The sequence below is a fragment of the Streptomyces sp. NPDC012935 genome, from assembly GCF_042900345.1.
Lineage (GTDB): Bacteria > Actinomycetota > Actinomycetes > Streptomycetales > Streptomycetaceae > Streptomyces.
Genome location: NZ_JBIBBC010000005.1, coordinates 40852 through 58271 on the forward strand (window position 1 = coordinate 40852; position 17420 = coordinate 58271).

Below are 17420 nucleotides of genomic sequence, written 5' to 3' on the forward strand. Positions count from 1 at the left end.
GGCTCAGGCTGCCGGGCAGGTGCCGGTCGCATTTGGCTGGTCGCATTCGGCTGGTCGCGCAGTTCCCCGCGCCCCTTGAAGGCGTGCACTGGGCCGGCGTCGAGCAGCAGCGCCGCGTGCGGCGCTCTCCGCCTTCGCCGCCGGATCACTCCCGCGGCCCCACCCTGATTGGCCCATCGGCCCTTGGGGAACCCGCACTTGCGTGCCCCAGCGAATCGAGGACTACGCACTCATCGGCGACGAGCAGACGGCCGCCCTGGTCGGCAGGGACGGTTCCGTGGACTGGCTGTGCCTGCCCCGCTTCGACTCGGGTGCCTGCTTCGCCAAGCTCCTCGGCGACAAGGACAACGGCCACTGGCGCATCGCCCCCAAGCACGCCAAGGGCCCCTGCACCCGCCGCGCCTACCGCCGGGACACCCTGGTGCTGGACACCGAGTGGGAGACCGACGAGGGCACGATCCGCGTCACGGACCTGATGCCCCAACGCGACCGCGCGCCCGACCTCGTACGCATCGTGGAGGGCCTCAGCGGCCGCGTCACCGTACGCAGCACCCTGAGGCTGCGCTTCGACTACGGCTCGATCGTCCCCTGGGTGCGCGAGTCCGACGGGCACCGGGTGGCCGTCGCCGGCCCGGACTCGGCGTGGCTGCGCAGCGAACCCGAGGTACGCACCTGGGGCAGGAACTTCGGTACGCACTCGGAGTTCACGGTCGAGAAGGGCGAGAAGGTCGCATTCGTCCTGACCTGGCACCCCTCGCACGAGCCGCGCCCGCCACTCGTCGACCCATATGAGGCGTTGCGCTGCAGCGTGCGGGACTGGCGGAAGTGGGTGGGGCACTGCCGTTATGACGGGCCGTACCGCGACGCCGTCGTGCGCTCCCTGATCACCCTCAAGGCCCTCACCTACCGGCCTACCGGCGGCATCGTCGCCGCCCCCACCACCTCGCTCCCCGAGGAGATCGGCGGCGTCCGCAACTGGGACTACCGCCACTGCTGGCTGCGCGACTCAACCCTCACCCTGAACGTGGGCCTGTCGGCGGGCTACCGGGAGGAGGCGGAGGCCTGGCGCGACTGGCTGCTGCGCGCGGTCGCCGGCGACCCGGCCGACCTGCAGATCATGTACGGCCTGGCGGGCGAGCGGCGGCTGCCCGAGTTCGAGGTGCCGTGGCTGTCCGGCTTCGCCGGCTCCACCCCCGTACGCGTCGGCAATCTGGCCGTGAACCAGCTCCAGTTGGACGTGTACGGCGAAGTGATGGACACGCTGGCGCTGGCCCGGGAGGCAGGACTGCCCACCAAGCCGCACATCTGGGCGATTCAGGCCGCGCTCGTCGACTGGCTGCGCACGGCGTGGCGGCAGCCCGACGAGGGGCTGTGGGAGGTGCGCGGCGGCCGCCGGCACTTCGTGCACTCGAAGGTGATGGTGTGGGTGGCCGCGGACCGCGCGGTGCGCAGCCTGGAGAAGAACCCGAAGCTGGACGGCGACCTCGACGGCTGGCGCGAGATGCGCGACGAGGTGCACCGCGAGGTGTGCGAGAAGGGATACGACGCCGAGCGGAACACCTTCACGCAGTCCTACGGCTCCCCCGAACTCGACGCCGCGCTGTTGCTGATCCCGCGCGTCGGCTTTCTGCCACCCGACGACCCGCGCGTCGTCGGCACCATCGACGCGATCCGCGCCGAGCTCAGCCATCAGGGCTTCCTGCGCCGCTACAGCACCGACGGGACCACCGTCGACGGGCTGCCCGGCGGCGAGGGCACCTTCCTGGCCTGCTCGTTCTGGCTGGCGGAGGCTCTGCACATGACAGGTCGTACGCAGGAGGCACGCGAGCTGTTCGACCGGCTCGCCGGGCTCGCCAACGACGTGGGGCTGCTGGCCGAGGAGTACGACCCGGTGACCGGCCGCCAGCTCGGCAACTTCCCGCAGGCCTTCAGCCACATCGGCCTGGTGAACACCGCCCTCGCCCTGTTCGGGGGCGACGGGGCAGGATAGGGGCCATGGATCTTGGACTGAAGGACCGGGTGTACGTCGTCACGGGGGCCACGCGCGGGCTGGGCAACGCGGCGGCGCGTGAGCTGGTGGCCGACGGGGCGAAGGTCGTCGTGACCGGCCGGGACGAGGAGCGGGTCGCCGCCGCGGCGGCCGAGCTGGGGCCGAACGCCGTCGGGGTCGCCGTCGACAACGCCGACGCGGGTGCCGCGGAACGTCTCATCGCTGCCGCGCGGGATGCCTTCGGCGGGTTCGACGGCGTCCTCATCAGCGTGGGCGGGCCGCCGGCCGGGTTCGTCGCGGACAACACGGACGAGCAGTGGCAGGCCGCGTTCGAGTCGGTGTTCCTCGGGGCGGTACGGCTGGCCAGGACGGCGGCGGCGGAACTGAACGAGGGCGGCGTCATCGGGTTCGTGCTGTCGGCCTCGGTGCACGAGCCGCTGCCGGGGCTGACCATCTCGAACGGGCTGCGGCCGGGGCTGGCCGGGTTCGCCAAGTCCCTCGCGGACGAACTGGGGCCGCGGGGCATTCGGGTCGTGGGACTGCTGCCGTCCCGGATCGACACGGACCGCGTGCGCGAGCTGGACGGCCTGTCTGCCGACCCGGAGGCCACTCGGGCCGCCAACGAGTCGCGGATTCCGTTGCGGCGGTACGGGACCCCGGACGAGTTCGGGCGTGCGGCGGCGTTCCTGCTGTCTCCGGCCGCGTCCTATCTGACGGGGATCATGCTGCCCGTGGACGGCGGAATGCGGCACGGGTTCTGACTCACCTCGGGTTCTAACTCACCCTCTCCGCACCGTGCTTGACGCCCCGCAGGCGGACCTCCGCCGGCAATGACGCGAGGCCCGCCGAATTGCGGGCGTGGCCCAGCGCCTGGGTGGTGAGGTCGTTCAAGGCGGTCCCGGGATCCACGTGCGGTTCCAGCCGGAGGCGCACCCGGGTCTCGGGGGTGGTGCGCCTGCCCGTCAGGTGGACGCGGGCCCGCTGGACGCCCTCCAGCTCCGTCGCCTCGCCCGCCAGGACGCTCTCCAGGGCCCGGCCCCGCAGCAGTGCGCCCTCGCCGTCGCCGGTGTCGACCAGGATTTCGGCGAGGCGGTGCCGGCGCAGGACCGAGGTCAGCCACCACAGGGCGAGCAGCACCAGGACGGCCAGCACCGCGATCACGGTCGGCCACCACCAGCCGTCGTCCCGCCAGCGCGTGCGCTCGGCGTCGCTGAGCAGGACGTCGTGCCGGCTGTCATGGATCCACCAGGAGGGGGGATCCAGCCCGAGCCCGACGGCCAGTACGGACCCGCCGATCACGAGCAGCACCAGCCCGACGAGGCCGATCAGCACCCGGTTGACCACCCTGAGCACGGCCCTCACCCCTTCCGTCCCGGCCGCTGCACCTTCACCGACAGCGACGGCGGGCGGTTCAGTCCCAGGCCCCTGATCGCGTCGGCGAGCGTGGCGTCCAGGTCGGCGCGTACGTCGTCCAGTTCACGGAAGTGCGCCAGGGCGCGGACGTCGGCCCGGGACCTGCGCACCCGTACCCGGACCGACTGGACCCCGGAGACCTCCATGGCCCGGTCGCGGAGCACGAGGGCGGCGAGGTCGCGGTGGAGTCCGGCGCGTACGTCGGGGTGGGTGCGCCGCATCGGCAGTACGGACCGCAGGCCGGGCGTGGTTGCCAGGACGAGCAGCCAGAGGCCGAGGACGGCGGCGACGCCCGCGCCGACGAGCACCCAGATGTCGTCGAGTGGACGCTCGGCGAGTTGCTGGGCCAGTTCCCGACGCCAGCGCATCACGGGCCGGTCGGCGCGCACGGAGGCGATGTCGTAGAGGAACATGCCCGCGGCGAACAGGAGCACGAGCGCCGTGATCGCGGCCGGGATCCGGCGCGCCGACCAGAAGCGGCGTTCACCGCGGCCCTTCGCGTCGACGGGGGGCGGGGGGTCGTAGTCCGCCGCCGAGGCCGACTGGTCGAGGGTGGCGGGTCCGGCCTCCTTCTCGATGACCGGCAGTCTCTGCGTGGTGCCCTCGGACTCCTGGGACTCGCTCATCGCGTCCTCCCCTGTGCCGCGCCCGGTCGGGGCGCCGGGTGCAGCCGCTCCACGTGCACGGCGACCTCCGGCACCTCCATGCCCACCAACGCGCCTACCCGCTCGGCGACGTGCCGACGCACGGTCGCGCACCGGGAGCCGATGTCCGTGGGGTAGTCGAGTTCGAGATGGACGAGGACCCGCGCGGTGTCGTGGTGCACGACGACGTTGGCATGCGGCCGGGCGGCGTCCTTGGCGAGGGCCCCCACGGCCTCGCGGGCAGCCTGTGAGGCGACCTTCGCGACGACCCGGTCGGCGATCCGGGTCGCCCCGCGTTCGCCCGGAGGGACGGTGGGAAGGGGTCTGCCGACGTCACCGGCCCCCGTGCTCACCGGCGTCACCGCCGCCGTTCGTCACGACGCCGGAAGAAGTCACCGAGCTCGTACTCCCCCTCAAGGAACCGCCCGACGACGAAGCCGACGGCGCCCAGTGCCGCCACCAGCAGGAAGGCGCCGAATCCGCCGAAGTATCCGGCGAAGCCCAGTGCCATGCCGGCGATCATGCCGACCACGGCCATGCTCATGCTGCGCTCCTCAGCTCCTCAGCCACTCCCCGGCCACTGGTTGTCCGGTGGTCGGCGCATCACTGGATCCGGCGTTCCTCTTCCTCTTCCTCTTCCTCCGGAAGCTTCACATCGCTCACCGCGATGTTGACTTCGACCACCTCGAGACCGGTCATCCGCTCGACGGCGTTGATCACGTTCTCGCGGACGTCCCGCGCCACGTCGGCGATCGACACGCCGTACTCGACGACGATCTCCAGGTCGAGGGCGGCCTGTACCTCGCCGACCTCGGCCTTCACGCCACGGGTCACCGACTTCGTCGTCCCGCCCGGCACCCGGTCGCGCACGGCGCCGAAAGTCCGTGACAGCCCGCTGCCCATGGCATGCACGCCGTCCACATCGCGTGCGGCCATCCCGGCGATCTTCTCCACGACGCCGTCCGCGATCGTCGTCCGACCCCTGGCGCCGGGGTCTCCCCCACCGCGCTTGGTCACCTGGGTCCTGCGTGGGGTGGCGGCCTCAGCCTCCGTCCCGCGGTTCTGCGTGGTGTCAGTCATGGCCGATCGTCCTTTTCGATTGTGGTTCCCTGACCACGGTAAGCACGGTTACGCGATAGCGCGCCACGGATGCGGCAGGCTGGAGGAATGACTACGGCGGACGGGTGGACACAGGCGGTACGGGAGCGGCTGGGGCTCGGCAGGCTGCTGCCCCTCGGCGGCGCGCGCGACGGCGCGTGGATCTCCGAGAAGGCGGCCGAGGCGGTGCTGCGGCGGGCGGCCGAGGACATGCGCGAGGTACGGCTGGGCGCGCTCCGGATCGGGCTCACCGACCCGGAGGACGCGCAGGAGGCAGCCGTACCGCCACCGCCGAGCGCCCTGCCACCGGGCCCCTTGCGGGTGACGGCGGACTTCGCGGCGACGGCGGCCGAGGCGCTGCCCACGACGGCGGACCGGCTGCGCGGCCTGCTGGCCGGCGCGGCCGCGGAAGATCTCGGCCTGACGGTGACCGAGGTGGATCTGCGCGTGACGGCCCTGCTCGACGAGGACGCCGAACCCGCACCCGTGCACCGGCCCGAGCCGACGCGGGCCGCGGAGCCCGCAAACCCCGACGAGGAGCGCGTGGCCGCAGCGGCCCTGGCCGTCCCAGGGGTGAGCCAACTGACGGGCGCCCTCGGCGGGTTGAACCGTGCGGTGCACATCGAGGCGCGGCAGGACGAGGCCGCCCTGCCGCGCCGGCACGTGCGTGTGGAGATTGCCGTGCGCGCGGACCGCCGGGCGGTGGAGGTGGCCCGGGAGGTCCGCGAGTGGGTGGGAGAGTCCCTGGCGGATCGCCCGACGGTAGCCGTGCTGATCACAGCGGTCGGTTGATCAGCGCGTTGTGTCCAGCGGGTGATTGATCAGGGCACGGCTTATTCGCCGAGCCCGGCCAGATCCCGAAGCCGGCGCGCCTGCGCGGCCCGCTCGGCACCGCGCTGCTCGTCGTACGTACGGTCCACGGCACCACGAAGCAGCGCCTTGGTCTCGATCACGGCGTCCCGCGGCGCGGCGACGATCGCCGCCGCCAGATCCCGTACGGCGTCGTCGAGTTGGTCCGCGGGCACGGCGAGGTTGGCCAGCCCGCTGCTGACGGCCTCTTCGGCCAGCACGAAGCGACCCGTCACGCAGATCTCCAGCGCACGGCCGTATCCGACCAGCCCGACCAGTGGGTGCGTACCCGTCAGGTCAGGCACCAGCCCGAGGCTGGTCTCACGCATGGCGAACTGCACGTCGTCCGCGACGACGCGCACGTCACAGGCGAGCGCGAGCTGGAAGCCCGCCCCGATGGCATGCCCCTGTACGGCGGCGATGGACACGACGTCGTTACGCCGCCACCAGGTGAAGCCCTCCTGGAACTCGGCGATGGCAGCGTCGAGTTCACCGTCGCTGCTACGCGCGAGGTCGATGAACGAGGGCTCGCCCTCGATCCCGTCGGGCGTGAACATCTGCCGGTCGAGTCCGGCGGAGAAGGACTGGCCCTCACCGCGCAGCACGACGACCCGCACGCTGCCCGGCACGGCCCGCCCGGCCTCGGCGAGCGTCCGCCACATGGCGGGGCTCTGCGCATTGCGCTTGGCCGGGTTCGACAGCGTCACCGTGGCGATCGCGCCGTCGACGGTGAGCCGTACGCCGTTCTTGTCGAGCAGGGGAGCGAGGTCCTGGTCGGGCGAAGCCATGGGGCGCCTCCGATGAGTGCGGTCATCATGGGGTGCCCGGAAGAGCACCCCCTAAGTGACTGCACAGTAACCACCCGGCCGATCAGTCGACCGACCGGGTGGCCACCATCGAAGCCGATGGGCCGCCCGGTGTCAGCCGGTCGCCTTTTTGCCTCGCGTCGCGCCGCCACGCCCACGAAGCGTGACGCCCGACTCGCTGAGCATCCGGTGTACGAAGCCATACGAGCGGCCGGTTTCCTCGGCCAGTGCCCGAATGCTCGCACCGGAGTCGTACTTCTTCTTCAGGTCTGCCGCGAGCTTGTCGCGCGCGGCGCCGGTTACCCGGCTGCCCTTCTTCAGAGTCTCGGCCACCCGTGCCTCCTCATGGGAAGTGCGCTCTGGTCTCCTCATGATCACCCCTCCGGGCCTTCATGGCCACCCATTCGGCAAGGTCCGTGAGACATGGTTGTGACGACAGGAGCGCATCCCCACATGCGGAATCTGTGATTCCGCAGGATGTTGTCCGTACGGCCGAACGGGTTCTTTTACGAACCCCCAGGTCAGCGTCGTGAGACGGCCGAGCCCTTGTCGATAAAGGACTCGGCCGCGAAATCGATGTAGTACACACCTCGGTACGAGGAGATCTCACACAGATGATGGATCACCGATAGGCCGAATGATCCATACGCCGTTGATCACGCATTCGATCAAGCGAGGGCGACGAGATCCGCGTAATCGGCACCCCACAGGTCCTCGACGCCGTCGGGCAGCAGGATGATCCGCTCCGGCTGGAGCGCCTCGACGGCGCCCTCGTCGTGGGTGACGAGCACGACCGCGCCCTTGTAGGTGCGCAGCGCGCCGAGGATCTCCTCGCGGCTGGCCGGGTCGAGGTTGTTCGTGGGCTCGTCGAGGAGCAGGACGTTCGCCGACGACACCACGAGGGTGGCGAGGGCGAGGCGGGTCTTCTCGCCGCCGGAGAGGACGCTGGCGGGCTTGTCGACGTCGTCTCCGGAGAACAGGAACGAGCCGAGCACCTTGCGGACCTCGACGAGGTCCATGTCGGGGGCGGCGGAGCGCATGTTCTCCAGGACGGTGCGGTCGGCGTCCAGGGTCTCGTGCTCCTGGGCGTAGTAGCCGACCTTGAGGCCGTGGCCGGGGATGACGGCACCGGTGTCCGGCTGCTCGACACCGGCGAGAAGCCTCAACAGGGTTGTCTTTCCTGCGCCGTTGAGGCCGAGGATGACGACCCTCGACCCCTTGTCGATGGCCAGGTCGACGTCAGTGAAGATCTCCAGGGAGCCGTAAGACTTCGACAGTCCCTCCGCGGTCAGCGGGGTCTTGCCGCAGGGCGCGGGCTCGGGGAAGCGGAGCTTGGCGACCTTGTCCTGCATGCGTACCGCTTCGAGGCCGGCGAGGAGCTTGTCGGCCCGCTTGGCCATGTTCTGCGCGGCGACCGTCTTGGTCGCCTTGGCCCGCATCTTGTCGGCCTGCGAGTGCAGCGCGGCAGCCTTCTTCTCGGCGTTCTGCCGCTCGCGCTTGCGGCGCTTCTCGTCGGCCTCGCGCTGCTGCTGGTAGAGCTTCCAGCCCATGTTGTAGATGTCGATCTGGGCGCGGTTGGCGTCCAGGTAGAACACCTTGTTGACGACCGTGTCGACCAGGTCGACGTCGTGGGAGATCACGATGAAGCCGCCGCGATACGTCTTCAGATAGTCGCGCAGCCAGGTGATCGAGTCGGCGTCGAGGTGGTTCGTCGGCTCGTCGAGCAACAGGGTGTCCGCGTCGGAGAACAGGATGCGGGCGAGCTCGATACGCCGGCGCTGACCGCCGGAGAGGGTATGCAGCGGCTGGCCGAGCACCCGGTCGGGCAGGTTCAGCGCGGCGGCGATGGTGGCGGCCTCGGCCTCGGCGGAGTACCCGCCCTTGGTGAGGAACTCCGTCTCCTGGCGCTCGTACTGCCTGAGGGCCTTCTCGCGGGTGGTGCCCTGGCCGTTGGCGATGCGCTGTTCGTTGTCGCGCATCTTGCGGATCAGGACGTCCAGACCGCGCGCGGAGAGGATGCGGTCGCGGGCGAGGACGTCGAGGTCGCCGGTGCGGGGGTCCTGCGGGAGGTAGCCGACCTCGCCGGAGCGGGTGATGGTGCCGCCGGCGGGGATGCCCTCGCCGGCGAGGCACTTGGTGAGGGTGGTCTTGCCGGCGCCGTTGCGGCCGACGAGGCCGATGCGGTCGCCCTTGGCGACGCGGAAGGTCGCGGACTCGATGAGGACGCGCGCACCGGCGCGCAGCTCGATACCGGAGGCGGAGATCACGGACAGACTCCAGGGCGGGGTTGGTGGCGGGATGGGCGGCTGAGGACGTTCCCGCCGTCTAATGCGCGAGGAGAATGGCCATGAGGCCAGTCTAACGGGGCCGTGCAACCACTTTTTCTGGGTTCACGTGTTCGGGGCGGGGCTCGCCGTCCTCCTCGCGGACTTCGTTGCCGAGGGGTCGGCGGTGCGGGGTGATCCGTCCCAGGTCGTCCACGGCGATGACCTGGGAGGTCCAGGCCGCGCGGGTGCAGGGCTGGGCGAGGAGGAGCGTCTTGCCGTGATGTACGGCACGTGCGGGCTCGAAGGCACAGCCCTCGCGGGCGGGCAGCACCCAGCGCAGGTCGCCGTCGGCGATGCGGTACGCGGCGACGCGATGCGGCGTGACGACGGCGAGCATGCCGCGGCCGAGGGCACGCAGGACACCGGTGCCGCCATGGGCCTGCAGCCAGTCGCCGGCCGCGGGCAGGGTGCGGTGCCAGCGCACCGAGCGGCCCTCGGTGGCGGTGACCATGCCGTCGTCCCAGAGCGTGATCGCCTCTCCGCGCGCGAGCAGCGACCTGAGCGGGCGGCGGCCTTCCCGGGCGTAGCGCCACAGTGGGGCACCGGTGACGGGGTGGTGGGCCTCGACAGCGGCTCCGCGCGTGCGGAGGGGCGTCGGTGACGGCTGCGGCTGCTGTGGGGTGGCGGCGGGGCGCACACGCGCGTGGGCGGCCGCGTGGACGGTGAGGTGGTCGCCGTAGGGGGTGGGGCGGGCGTGGTGGGCGAGCGCAAGGAGCGGGGGCACGAGGAGGAGCGCGAGAAACGCCGGCCACGGGCGGGAGCGAGCGGCCGCGGCGGACTTGGACGCGGGGACGCCGGGAGCCGGGGGTTCTTCGCCGCCTCCGGCCGCCTCGACCGGCTGTGCGGCCACCACACCCCCTTGTCTCGAGAGCCCGGTCTCGTCGGCCGGCTCTCGTCCAGCCGTTCCGCAGCCCGCTGCCGCGGATCAGGCGCAGAGCGTAGCCACGGCCGGGGCCGGTGGCGGGGCTTGCCGTCAGGACACGACGAGGGCTCTCGGGCCTGTCCCCCGCTTGGCGGCTCCGGTTCGCGGGCCGTTGTCAGTGGTCGCTGCAAGACTGGGCAGCGGTCGGCTTTCCGGCGGTCGACAACGATGGACCACGGCTATGGATCACGAAGGGGTGATCGGTATGGCAGGCACCAGCGGTGGGCGTCCGAGCATCTACCCCACGCTGCTGTACGCGGACGCGAAGGCGGCGATCAAGCAGCTCACGGAGGCCTTCGGGTTCACGGCGCTGGCCGTGTACGAGGGCGAGGACGGCTCGGTGGCGCACGCAGAGCTGGCCCAGGGCAACGGCGCCGTGATGCTCGGTTCCAAGGGCACCGGCAGCGCCTTCGACAAGGTCATGAAGGACGCAGGCACGACCGGGGTGTACGTCGTCGTGGACGACGTCGACGCACACCACCGGCGGGCCGTCGAGCAGGGCGCGGAGATCCTGATGCCCCCGACGGACCAGGAGTACGGCTCGCGGGACTACATGGCCCGGGACATCGAGGGCAATGTGTGGAGCTTCGGCACCTACGCCCCCGAGATCAAGGGCTGAGCGCCCGCCCGGCTCAGCTCCCCCCGGTGTGCACCTGGAAGGCGGCGCGGCGTACGGCCTTGGCGAGGGCGGGGTCGGGGTGTGCGGCGGCGAGTGCGACGAGGACCTGCACGGTGCGGGGGTGACCGACGGCGCGCACCTCGTCGAGGAGTGCGGGGACGGTCGGCTGCACCGAGGACTCCAGGTGCCGTACCAGCATCGGGGCCTCGCCGTGGTCGGCGACGGCGGCGGCGGTGTCGACCCACAGCCAGGTGGCCTCGTCCCGGGTGAGCACCTCGTGGGCGTCCTCGGGGTCGATGCCGTCGTGCTCGGCCAGCCACAGCAGGGCGTAGGGGCGCAGGGTCGGCTGGTCGAGGACGGCGCGCACGTCGGGCTCGGCGGGGGCGCCGACGACGCGCAGCGCCTCGAAGGCGAGGCCGCGCAGGAGGGCGTCGTCGCCGCGGGCGGCGCCGAGGAGTTCGGCGACGGCGCTGCCCACCGGGCGGGCGGCGAGCCAGGCGCGGTATTCGTCGCGGGCGGCGTTCGGGCGGAGCTGGGCGCAGCCGCGGAGCATGGCTTCGGCGGACTGCTCGATGTTCCCGGCGGGACTCTGCGCGGCGACGCAGATCTGCTCCAGCTTGACCCATACCGCCCAGCTGCCGAGCGGGGTGAGCGTGGCCTGGCCGTCGCCGTAGGTGAGGGCGCCGACGGAGGCGAGGGCCTGCAGGGCCCAGTCGAGGAGCGGGGCGAGGGGCGTGTCCTCGGCGGCCGTGGCTTCGGTGGCCACGGCGTCGGCGACCGGCACGGGCTGGGGCCCGTAGGGGATCTCGCACCTCTCGGTGCGCAGCTCGGTGACGCGCTGCTCCAGCAGGTCCAGGAGCTGCTCCACAGGGACCGGCCCGGCGGACAGCTGAAGGAAGGAGAGCACCTGGGGCAGGGCCGAGACGACGTCGGCCACGGCTCCGTGCTCGTGCTGCTCGGGTTCCGGGTGGGCGAGCGACCAGGCGTCGAAGAGGGCGACCCAGCCGCGCAGCACGGCGCTGTCGTCGCGGTCCCAGGCGCGCAGCCGCCAGCCGGGGCGGGCACTGTCGCCGTGCACCTCGACGAGTCCGGCCAGGCGGGCGGTGTCCCAGTCTTTGCGGACCTGAGTCACGGTCAGGCCGAGGTCGCGGGCCGCGCGTTCGGCCGTCGCCTCGGAGAGGGTGCCCTTGCCGTCGGGGCTGGCGCTGTCGCGGCCGGGGCGCAGCGCGGTGTCTGCCCAGTGGGCGACGCGGGCCGCGGCGGCCAGACCGGAGCGAGCCATTCTGGCCAGCTCCGCCCGGGCCGGTGTGCCCTCCGGGGGGCGGGGTGCGGGGCGGCGGGGGCGCCGCTGGTTCACAGCTCGTGGTGCGGCGGCCAGGGGTCGCGGGCGGACGAGTCGAAGCCTGGAGTCGCGCGGGATACGGGACGTCACGGGTGCAGTCTTCCGGTTGACGGTCCGAAAACCCAAACGGAATGTCACGAGGGGCGACGGGGATGGCCAACGCACGGGGTCCCGCGAGAGGCGAGGGGCCGAATACAGGCCACTGGTACGGGGTTAAACGGAATCCCCGGGACCGGTCTGGGAGGGGCGGGCCGGAGGGCGTCGCACCGGCATCACATGAGCGGCGTCAGGAAGCGGCGCAGGGACTCCTCGTAGAACTCCGGGTCGGCGTTCCACATGGCCGCGTGGGGTGCGTGGTCGACGGTCTGGAGGGCCACCAGGTCGGGGCGGGCGTCGGCCAGCCGGCGGGAGAGGCTCCAGGGGGCCACCCGGTCGTCCGGTCCGTGGAAGATCAGGGTCGGCACGGCGAGGTGGTCGCGGTCGCCGTTGCCGCCTGCGCGGTCGGCGTTCAGGCCGGTGCGGCCCTGTGCCGCGCGGACCGCGAGCGGCAGCAGCGCGCTCGGGGTGTGGCGGGCCGACGCGAGGGCGCGCAGGGTGGCCTCCCAGCTCAGGACCGGGGAGTCCAGGACGAGACCCGAGACACGGTCGCGGAGCCCGGAGTGCTCGGCGGCGCGCAGCGCCATCGTGGCGCCGGTGGACCAGCCGAGCAGGACGAGTTGCTTGGCGCCGTACCGCACGGCGTAGCGCATCGCGGCGTCCAGGTCGCGCCACTCGGTCTCGCCGAGGTGGTTCAGGCCGTCCGGCGGGCGGGGCGCACCGAGGTCGCCCCGGTAGGCGAGGGCGAGAACCGGGAAATGGCGGCCGCTGAGGAACTCCATGACGTTCATGGCCTGTTCGCGGGTGGTGCCGAGGCCGTGCACCGCGATGACCCAGGTGTCCCGCGCGCCGGGGACGAACCAGGCGGGCAGGGAGCCGAGTTCGCCGGGGATGTCGACGTCGGCGTGCTCCAGACCGAGGGCTGCGCTGGGGTTGCCGACGTACACGTTCGGGGTGAGCCAGACCTTGTCGCCCGGTTCCAAGGTGCCGTGGGTGACGCGCTCCAGGCGGCGTACGACGGTGTCGGCGGAGTGCTTCGCCGCGGCGAGGACGGGGCCGACGACCGCGTGCGAGCCGTCGCCGGAGAGCCCGTAGGTGCCGGGGCGCACGGAGGCGAGGTCGCGGGTGAGCGCGATCTGGCCGGCGGCCGTGGCGTGCACGGTGAGGCGGGGCTCAGTGGGCAGGGGCCTGCCGGGGGGCGCCGTCAGCGCGACGCCACTGGCGATCCGCCCGGCGGCGACGCTTGCGGCGCCGGCGGCCAGAGCCACGGTGACGGCAGCGGCCGTCGCTTTGACAGTGCGCACCCATCCAGTGTCCGGGCGGATGGGGGCGGTGGCCAGTGGGACGTCACTGCCGTGGGCTATGCGGGGTCACTGCCGTGGGCTTGCGGGGTCACTGCCGTGGGCTTGCGGGGTCACTGCCGTGGGCTTGCGGGGTGCGTCGTGCCGGCGCGTGCCCCTCTGGGGGCTGCCGCCCCCAGACCCCCGCTTCGGCCCTGGCGGGCCTCGTCCTCAAACGCCGGACTGGCTGAAATACCTGGACCGGCGTCGGAGTGCGGCCCTGGGCACCCGCACCCACCCCCACAGTCACAGCCCCACGTCACCCCCGCTGCCCGTACCCCCGCAACCGCTCCGCCACCTCCCCCAGCTGCCCCTCCGACAGCAGCGACGGGGACAGGCCCGGTACCGAGGATGCCGTGAGCCACAGGCGGGACATCCACTCCAGCTGGGCCGTGCGGTCGTAGGCCTGGTGCAGGGTCGTGCCGTAGGCCATCGTGCCGTGGTTCTGGAGGAGGCAGGCGGTGCGGTCGGTGAGGGCCTGGAGCATGTTCTCGGCCAACTCCTGGGTGCCGTACGTCGCATAGGGGGCAACTCGGACGGGGCCGCCGAGGGCGGCGGCCATGTAGTGGATCAGCGGGAGCTCGGGCACCAGGGTCGAGACGGCCGTCGCGTGGACCGCGTGGGTGTGGACGACGGCGCCGGCGTCCGTGGCCCGGTAGACGGCGAGATGCATGGGCAGCTCGCTCGTCGGCACCAGCGCGCCCAGCACCTGCCTGCCGTCCAGGTCGACCCCGGTCACATCCTCCGGCGCCAGGCGGTCGTACGGCACCCCCGACGGTGTGACCAGCACGGTGTCGTCGACCCGCACGGAGACGTTCCCGGACGTGCCGACGACCAGGCCGTCGGAGACGGTCCGGCGGGCCGTCGCCACGAGGGCCTCCCAGGCCTCCGCCTCCTCGGGGCGCGCACTGCGGCCCCACGACTCCCCCACTTCCTGTGCGCCCTCCCGCGTGTCCCGCGCGCCCCGCTGGTCCCGCCGCTCCTCAGCCATGCGGCGATCCTGCCAGGCGTGGCCGCGGCACGGCACCAAGTCACCGCCGGGCCGGGGCACTTTAGGGGAGGAGGACCGGCGTCCGGCAGGGCACATACCTGGACATAACCCTCCACCCCCCACCTTGGCCTGGGATCGATCAGGATTCAACGATCTTCCCGTAGCCTCTGGCTGATTTGTCGTGCACGCCGCCATTCCGGGGGGAAATATGGCCCGTGATCGCAAACCGTCCCGTCACCGCTCCCGCCTTCTGGCGATATCCGTCGCAGCGCTCACGCTCGGCGGGACCGCACTCGCCGAGATACCGGCCGCGGCGGCCGGCAAGCCCAAGGGCCATGACGTCTCTTCCCACCAGAAGAACGTCAACTGGCAGAGCGCGAAGAGCAAGGGCGCCAAGTTCGTCTACGTCAAGGCGACCGAGTCCCACACCTACCGCAACCCCTACTTCGGCCAGCAGTACAACGGCTCCCGCAACGCGGGCCTGATACGCGGCGCGTACCACTTCGCGCTGCCGAACAAGTCGCCGGGCAGGACGCAGGCCGCGTACTTCGTGCGCAACGGCGGCGACTGGCGGTCCGACGGCTGGACCCTGCCACCCGCTCTCGACATCGAGTACAACCCCTACAGCAGGCACAAGTGCTACGGGCTGAGCAAGGCGAAGATGGTCAGCTGGATCCAGTCCTTCAGCAACGAGGTCAAGCGGCTGACCGGCCGTCGCCCGGTGATCTACACCACCACGCACTGGTGGAACAACTGCACCGGCGGCAGCCGCGCCTTCGCCTCGAATCACGCGCTGTGGATAGCGCGCTACAACTCCTCCAGCGCGGGGGCGCTGCCGGCCGGATGGCGGTTCTGGACCATCTGGCAGTACGACAACGGCAGCGGAAGCCTGCCGGGTGACCAGAATCTCTTCAACGGGTCCATGACCCAGCTGAGGAAGTTCGCCCGAGGCTACTGACCTTGCGGCGCCTGGGCCGCGCGACGGCCGAGGGACGGGGGCCTCGCCCACCGGACGATTAACCCCCTCCCGCGGACACCGTGCGGCTCACCCCAGTTCATCTTCCGTTCACTCAGGTTACTTACGTTCGTCCGGCCAATGACCTCGAACGATTGCCTGGGTAAATGGAAAACTTCTCGCTGATCCTCGCGATTGTGGTGGTAACCGCACTCGCGTTCGATTTCACGAACGGTTTCCACGACACCGCCAACGCGATGGCCACCACCATCTCGACCGGTGCGCTCAAGCCCAAGGTCGCGGTGGCCATGTCCGCCGCGCTGAACCTTGTCGGCGCCTTCCTCTCCGTGGAGGTCGCCAACACGATCTCCAAAGGTCTCGTCGACGAGACCGGCATCCGTCCCGAGGTCATCTTCGCCGCGCTGGTCGGCGCGATCCTCTGGAACCTGCTGACCTGGCTGGTGGGCCTGCCCTCCAGCTCCTCGCACGCGCTGATGGGCGGTCTGATCGGCGCCACCATCGCCTCGGCCGGCGTCGGCGCGGTCCACGGCGACGCGCTCGTCACCAAGGTGCTGATCCCGGCGATCGCCGCCCCGCTGGTCGCGGGCATCGCGGCGCTGCTGGCCACCCGCCTGACCTACTCGCTCGGCAAGAAGGCCGACGGCGAGTCCGCCAAGAAGGGCTACCGCGCCGGCCAGATCGCCTCGGCCGGCCTGGTCTCCCTGGCCCACGGCACCAACGACGCGCAGAAGACCATGGGCATCATCACCCTCGCCCTGGTCGCCGGCGGCACCCTCGCCCCCGACTCCGACCCGCCCATGTGGGTCATCCTCTCCGCGGGCCTGGCCATCGCGCTCGGCACCTACCTCGGCGGCTGGCGCATCATCCGCACCATGGGCAAGGGCCTGACCGACCTTCAGCCGCAGCAGGGCTTCGCCGCCCAGACCAGCGCGGCCACCGTCATCCTGGCCTCCTCCCACCTCGGCTTCTCCCTGTCCACCACGCACTCCGTCTCCGGCGCGGTGATGGGCGCGGGCCTCGGCCGCAAGGGCGGTGTGGTCCGCTGGTCGACGGCGACCCGCATGTTCGTCGCCTGGGGCCTGACCCTCCCGGCCGCCGCGCTGGTCGGCGCGATCGCCGAGTACGTGACGGGCTTCGGCGCCTGGGGCACCGCCGTCGTCGCGGTGTTCCTGGTCGCCTCCAGCGCCGCGATCTGGAAGATCTCCCGCCGTGAGGTCATCGACCACACCAACGTCAACGAGTCCGACGAGCCGGCCGGCGTGGTGACCACGGCCATGGCCGCCGTGACCCCGCCGCCCGCGGGCATGGCGACCGAGGAACTCACGGCCACCATCCCGGCCCAGTCCTCGGAGCCGGAGCCTTCGAAGGCCACGGTCTGACGCACCCGGTCACTCCAGTCACTCCCCCTCACACACTCAGGAAAGCAGAAGCATGAAGATCGACTGGGCGGCACTCGGCTCCGTCTTCGGCGTCAGCCTCGTGGTCACCGTGGCCCTGGTGGGCCTGTTCACCCTCGGCATCGCAGGCCTGTCCCGGCGCGAACGGGCCGCGGCCCAGGGCGACTCGGCCTCTCTCGCGGTCACGGGTGCGTACGCGTGCTTCGCGGCATGCGCGGCGGCAGTGGCGTACGGCATCTATCTGATCGTGGCCTGACGCACGACGCGCATCACCTGAAACACCCGAGGTGCGGGACGGATCACCGTCCCGCACCTCACTGCTGTGTGGGCCTTCGCACACTCTCCCTTCGCAGGTCAACGGCAAGTTGACGGCCGTTCCAACCCCGTGGTGGACTGCCGGAGCCATGTGCGGCGGCAGGAGAGGAAGCCGGTGTGAATCCGGCGCGGTCCCGCCACTGTCACCGGGGTAGACACCCCCGGGAGCCAGGAACTCTCACCGCCGGTCTCGTCGAACCAGGGCGTGGACACCCTGAGTGAGGACATAACGCGATGCTCGCCTGCCGATCGACATGCAGAACCGGACCCTCGTCTGACTCGACGCTCGGCTGAC

Annotated in this window: 19 protein-coding genes and 1 riboswitch; of the genes, 7 read left to right on the forward strand and 12 right to left on the reverse strand. The window is 71.6% G+C overall.

What is annotated here, in order from left to right:
* Positions 1–202: 202 nt before the first annotated feature.
* Positions 203–1990 (forward strand): glycoside hydrolase family 15 protein, encoded by a 1788-nt coding sequence (locus tag ACFY5C_RS14350; RefSeq protein WP_389444216.1) that lies wholly within the window; start codon positions 203–205, stop codon positions 1988–1990.
* A 5-nt stretch (positions 1991–1995) separates the two neighbouring features.
* Positions 1996–2751, forward strand: a complete 756-nt coding sequence (locus ACFY5C_RS14355; RefSeq protein WP_389444217.1) for an SDR family oxidoreductase — start codon at positions 1996–1998, stop codon at positions 2749–2751.
* 13 nt (positions 2752–2764) lie between these two features.
* On the opposite strand, the gene amaP is transcribed toward ACFY5C_RS14355, so the two are convergent.
* Genes amaP through ACFY5C_RS14380 form a run of 5 tightly spaced genes read right to left on the reverse strand, consistent with a single transcriptional unit; the run spans position 2765 to position 5127 of the window.
* Positions 2765–3352 carry an alkaline shock response membrane anchor protein AmaP gene (amaP, locus tag ACFY5C_RS14360; RefSeq protein ID WP_389444219.1) on the reverse strand — a complete coding sequence of 196 codons (588 nt, stop codon included), beginning with the start codon at positions 3350–3352 and terminating at the stop codon, positions 2765–2767.
* Entirely contained in the window at positions 3349–4029 is a 681-nt protein-coding gene (locus ACFY5C_RS14365; protein WP_389444221.1) for a DUF6286 domain-containing protein, read from the reverse strand. Before ACFY5C_RS14365 ends, amaP begins: the two co-directional genes overlap by 4 nt.
* Positions 4026–4409 carry an Asp23/Gls24 family envelope stress response protein gene (locus ACFY5C_RS14370; RefSeq protein WP_389444222.1) on the reverse strand — a complete coding sequence of 128 codons (384 nt, stop codon included), beginning with the start codon at positions 4407–4409 and terminating at the stop codon, positions 4026–4028. The genes ACFY5C_RS14365 and ACFY5C_RS14370 overlap by 4 nt, the downstream gene beginning before the upstream one ends.
* Complete coding sequence (locus tag ACFY5C_RS14375; protein WP_062709653.1) at positions 4406–4591, reverse strand: hypothetical protein; 186 nt, start codon at positions 4589–4591, stop codon at positions 4406–4408. The genes ACFY5C_RS14370 and ACFY5C_RS14375 overlap by 4 nt, the downstream gene beginning before the upstream one ends.
* Positions 4592–4650: 59 nt before the next feature.
* Complete coding sequence (locus ACFY5C_RS14380) at positions 4651–5127, reverse strand: Asp23/Gls24 family envelope stress response protein (RefSeq protein WP_389444224.1); 477 nt, start codon at positions 5125–5127, stop codon at positions 4651–4653.
* A gap of 87 nt (positions 5128–5214) precedes the next feature.
* Between ACFY5C_RS14380 and ACFY5C_RS14385 the strand changes: the two genes are divergently transcribed.
* Positions 5215–5937, forward strand: a complete 723-nt coding sequence (locus ACFY5C_RS14385; RefSeq protein ID WP_389444225.1) for a nucleopolyhedrovirus P10 family protein — start codon at positions 5215–5217, stop codon at positions 5935–5937.
* Between the two features lie 41 nt (positions 5938–5978).
* On the opposite strand, the gene ACFY5C_RS14390 is transcribed toward ACFY5C_RS14385, so the two are convergent.
* From ACFY5C_RS14390 to ACFY5C_RS14405, 4 genes are all read right to left on the reverse strand, one after another.
* Positions 5979–6782, reverse strand: a complete 804-nt coding sequence (locus ACFY5C_RS14390) for an enoyl-CoA hydratase/isomerase family protein (RefSeq protein WP_389444226.1) — start codon at positions 6780–6782, stop codon at positions 5979–5981.
* Positions 6783–6914: 132 nt separating this feature from the next.
* Positions 6915–7133: a helix-turn-helix domain-containing protein gene (locus ACFY5C_RS14395; protein WP_328428641.1), complete on the reverse strand. Its 219-nt coding sequence runs from the start codon at positions 7131–7133 to the stop codon at positions 6915–6917.
* Between the two features lie 335 nt (positions 7134–7468).
* Entirely contained in the window at positions 7469–9067 is a 1599-nt protein-coding gene (locus ACFY5C_RS14400; protein ID WP_389444228.1) for an ABC-F family ATP-binding cassette domain-containing protein, read from the reverse strand.
* A gap of 91 nt (positions 9068–9158) precedes the next feature.
* Complete coding sequence (locus ACFY5C_RS14405; RefSeq protein ID WP_389444230.1) at positions 9159–9977, reverse strand: hypothetical protein; 819 nt, start codon at positions 9975–9977, stop codon at positions 9159–9161.
* Between the two features lie 277 nt (positions 9978–10254).
* On the opposite strand from ACFY5C_RS14405, the gene ACFY5C_RS14410 reads away from it, so the two are divergent.
* Complete coding sequence (locus tag ACFY5C_RS14410) at positions 10255–10668, forward strand: VOC family protein (protein WP_389444232.1); 414 nt, start codon at positions 10255–10257, stop codon at positions 10666–10668.
* 13 nt (positions 10669–10681) lie between these two features.
* Here the strand turns inward: ACFY5C_RS14410 and ACFY5C_RS14415 are convergent, their stop codons facing one another.
* The 3 genes from ACFY5C_RS14415 to ACFY5C_RS14425 form a co-directional block, all read right to left on the reverse strand.
* On the reverse strand, positions 10682–12100 hold the full coding sequence (locus tag ACFY5C_RS14415; RefSeq protein WP_389444234.1) for a hypothetical protein: 1419 nt from the start codon (positions 12098–12100) through the stop codon (positions 10682–10684).
* Positions 12101–12282: 182 nt separating this feature from the next.
* On the reverse strand, positions 12283–13410 hold the full coding sequence (locus tag ACFY5C_RS14420; protein ID WP_389444236.1) for an alpha/beta hydrolase: 1128 nt from the start codon (positions 13408–13410) through the stop codon (positions 12283–12285).
* 295 nt (positions 13411–13705) lie between these two features.
* A complete protein-coding gene (locus tag ACFY5C_RS14425) occupies positions 13706–14437 on the reverse strand; it encodes a class II aldolase/adducin family protein (protein ID WP_389444238.1) in 732 nt (243 codons plus the stop codon).
* Positions 14438–14645: 208 nt separating this feature from the next.
* Between ACFY5C_RS14425 and ACFY5C_RS14430 the strand changes: the two genes are divergently transcribed.
* The 3 genes from ACFY5C_RS14430 to ACFY5C_RS14440 all read left to right on the forward strand — a co-directional run bounded on the left by ACFY5C_RS14430 (position 14646) and on the right by ACFY5C_RS14440 (position 17066).
* On the forward strand, positions 14646–15395 hold the full coding sequence (locus tag ACFY5C_RS14430; RefSeq protein ID WP_389444240.1) for a lysozyme: 750 nt from the start codon (positions 14646–14648) through the stop codon (positions 15393–15395).
* Between the two features lie 164 nt (positions 15396–15559).
* Positions 15560–16792, forward strand: a complete 1233-nt coding sequence (locus ACFY5C_RS14435; protein ID WP_389444242.1) for an anion permease — start codon at positions 15560–15562, stop codon at positions 16790–16792.
* Between the two features lie 52 nt (positions 16793–16844).
* Entirely contained in the window at positions 16845–17066 is a 222-nt protein-coding gene (locus ACFY5C_RS14440) for a hypothetical protein (RefSeq protein WP_389444244.1), read from the forward strand.
* A 115-nt stretch (positions 17067–17181) separates the two neighbouring features.
* Positions 17182–17324: riboswitch (cobalamin riboswitch) on the forward strand.
* Positions 17325–17420: the final 96 nt, after the last annotated feature.

Coding starts and splice junctions, on each gene's coding strand:
- ACFY5C_RS14410 (WP_389444232.1), top strand. CDS start 10,255: ATGGCAGGCACCAGCGGTGGGCGTCCGAGCATCTACCCCACGCTGCTG.
- ACFY5C_RS14375 (WP_062709653.1), bottom strand. CDS start 4,591: ATGAGCATGGCCGTGGTCGGCATGATCGCCGGCATGGCACTGGGCTTC.
- ACFY5C_RS14355 (WP_389444217.1), top strand. CDS start 1,996: ATGGATCTTGGACTGAAGGACCGGGTGTACGTCGTCACGGGGGCCACG.
- ACFY5C_RS14365 (WP_389444221.1), bottom strand. CDS start 4,029: ATGAGCGAGTCCCAGGAGTCCGAGGGCACCACGCAGAGACTGCCGGTC.
- ACFY5C_RS14425 (WP_389444238.1), bottom strand. CDS start 14,437: ATGGCTGAGGAGCGGCGGGACCAGCGGGGCGCGCGGGACACGCGGGAG.
- ACFY5C_RS14390 (WP_389444226.1), bottom strand. CDS start 6,782: ATGGCTTCGCCCGACCAGGACCTCGCTCCCCTGCTCGACAAGAACGGC.
- ACFY5C_RS14435 (WP_389444242.1), top strand. CDS start 15,560: ATGGAAAACTTCTCGCTGATCCTCGCGATTGTGGTGGTAACCGCACTC.
- ACFY5C_RS14380 (WP_389444224.1), bottom strand. CDS start 5,127: ATGACTGACACCACGCAGAACCGCGGGACGGAGGCTGAGGCCGCCACC.
- ACFY5C_RS14385 (WP_389444225.1), top strand. CDS start 5,215: ATGACTACGGCGGACGGGTGGACACAGGCGGTACGGGAGCGGCTGGGG.
- ACFY5C_RS14440 (WP_389444244.1), top strand. CDS start 16,845: ATGAAGATCGACTGGGCGGCACTCGGCTCCGTCTTCGGCGTCAGCCTC.
- ACFY5C_RS14430 (WP_389444240.1), top strand. CDS start 14,646: ATGGCCCGTGATCGCAAACCGTCCCGTCACCGCTCCCGCCTTCTGGCG.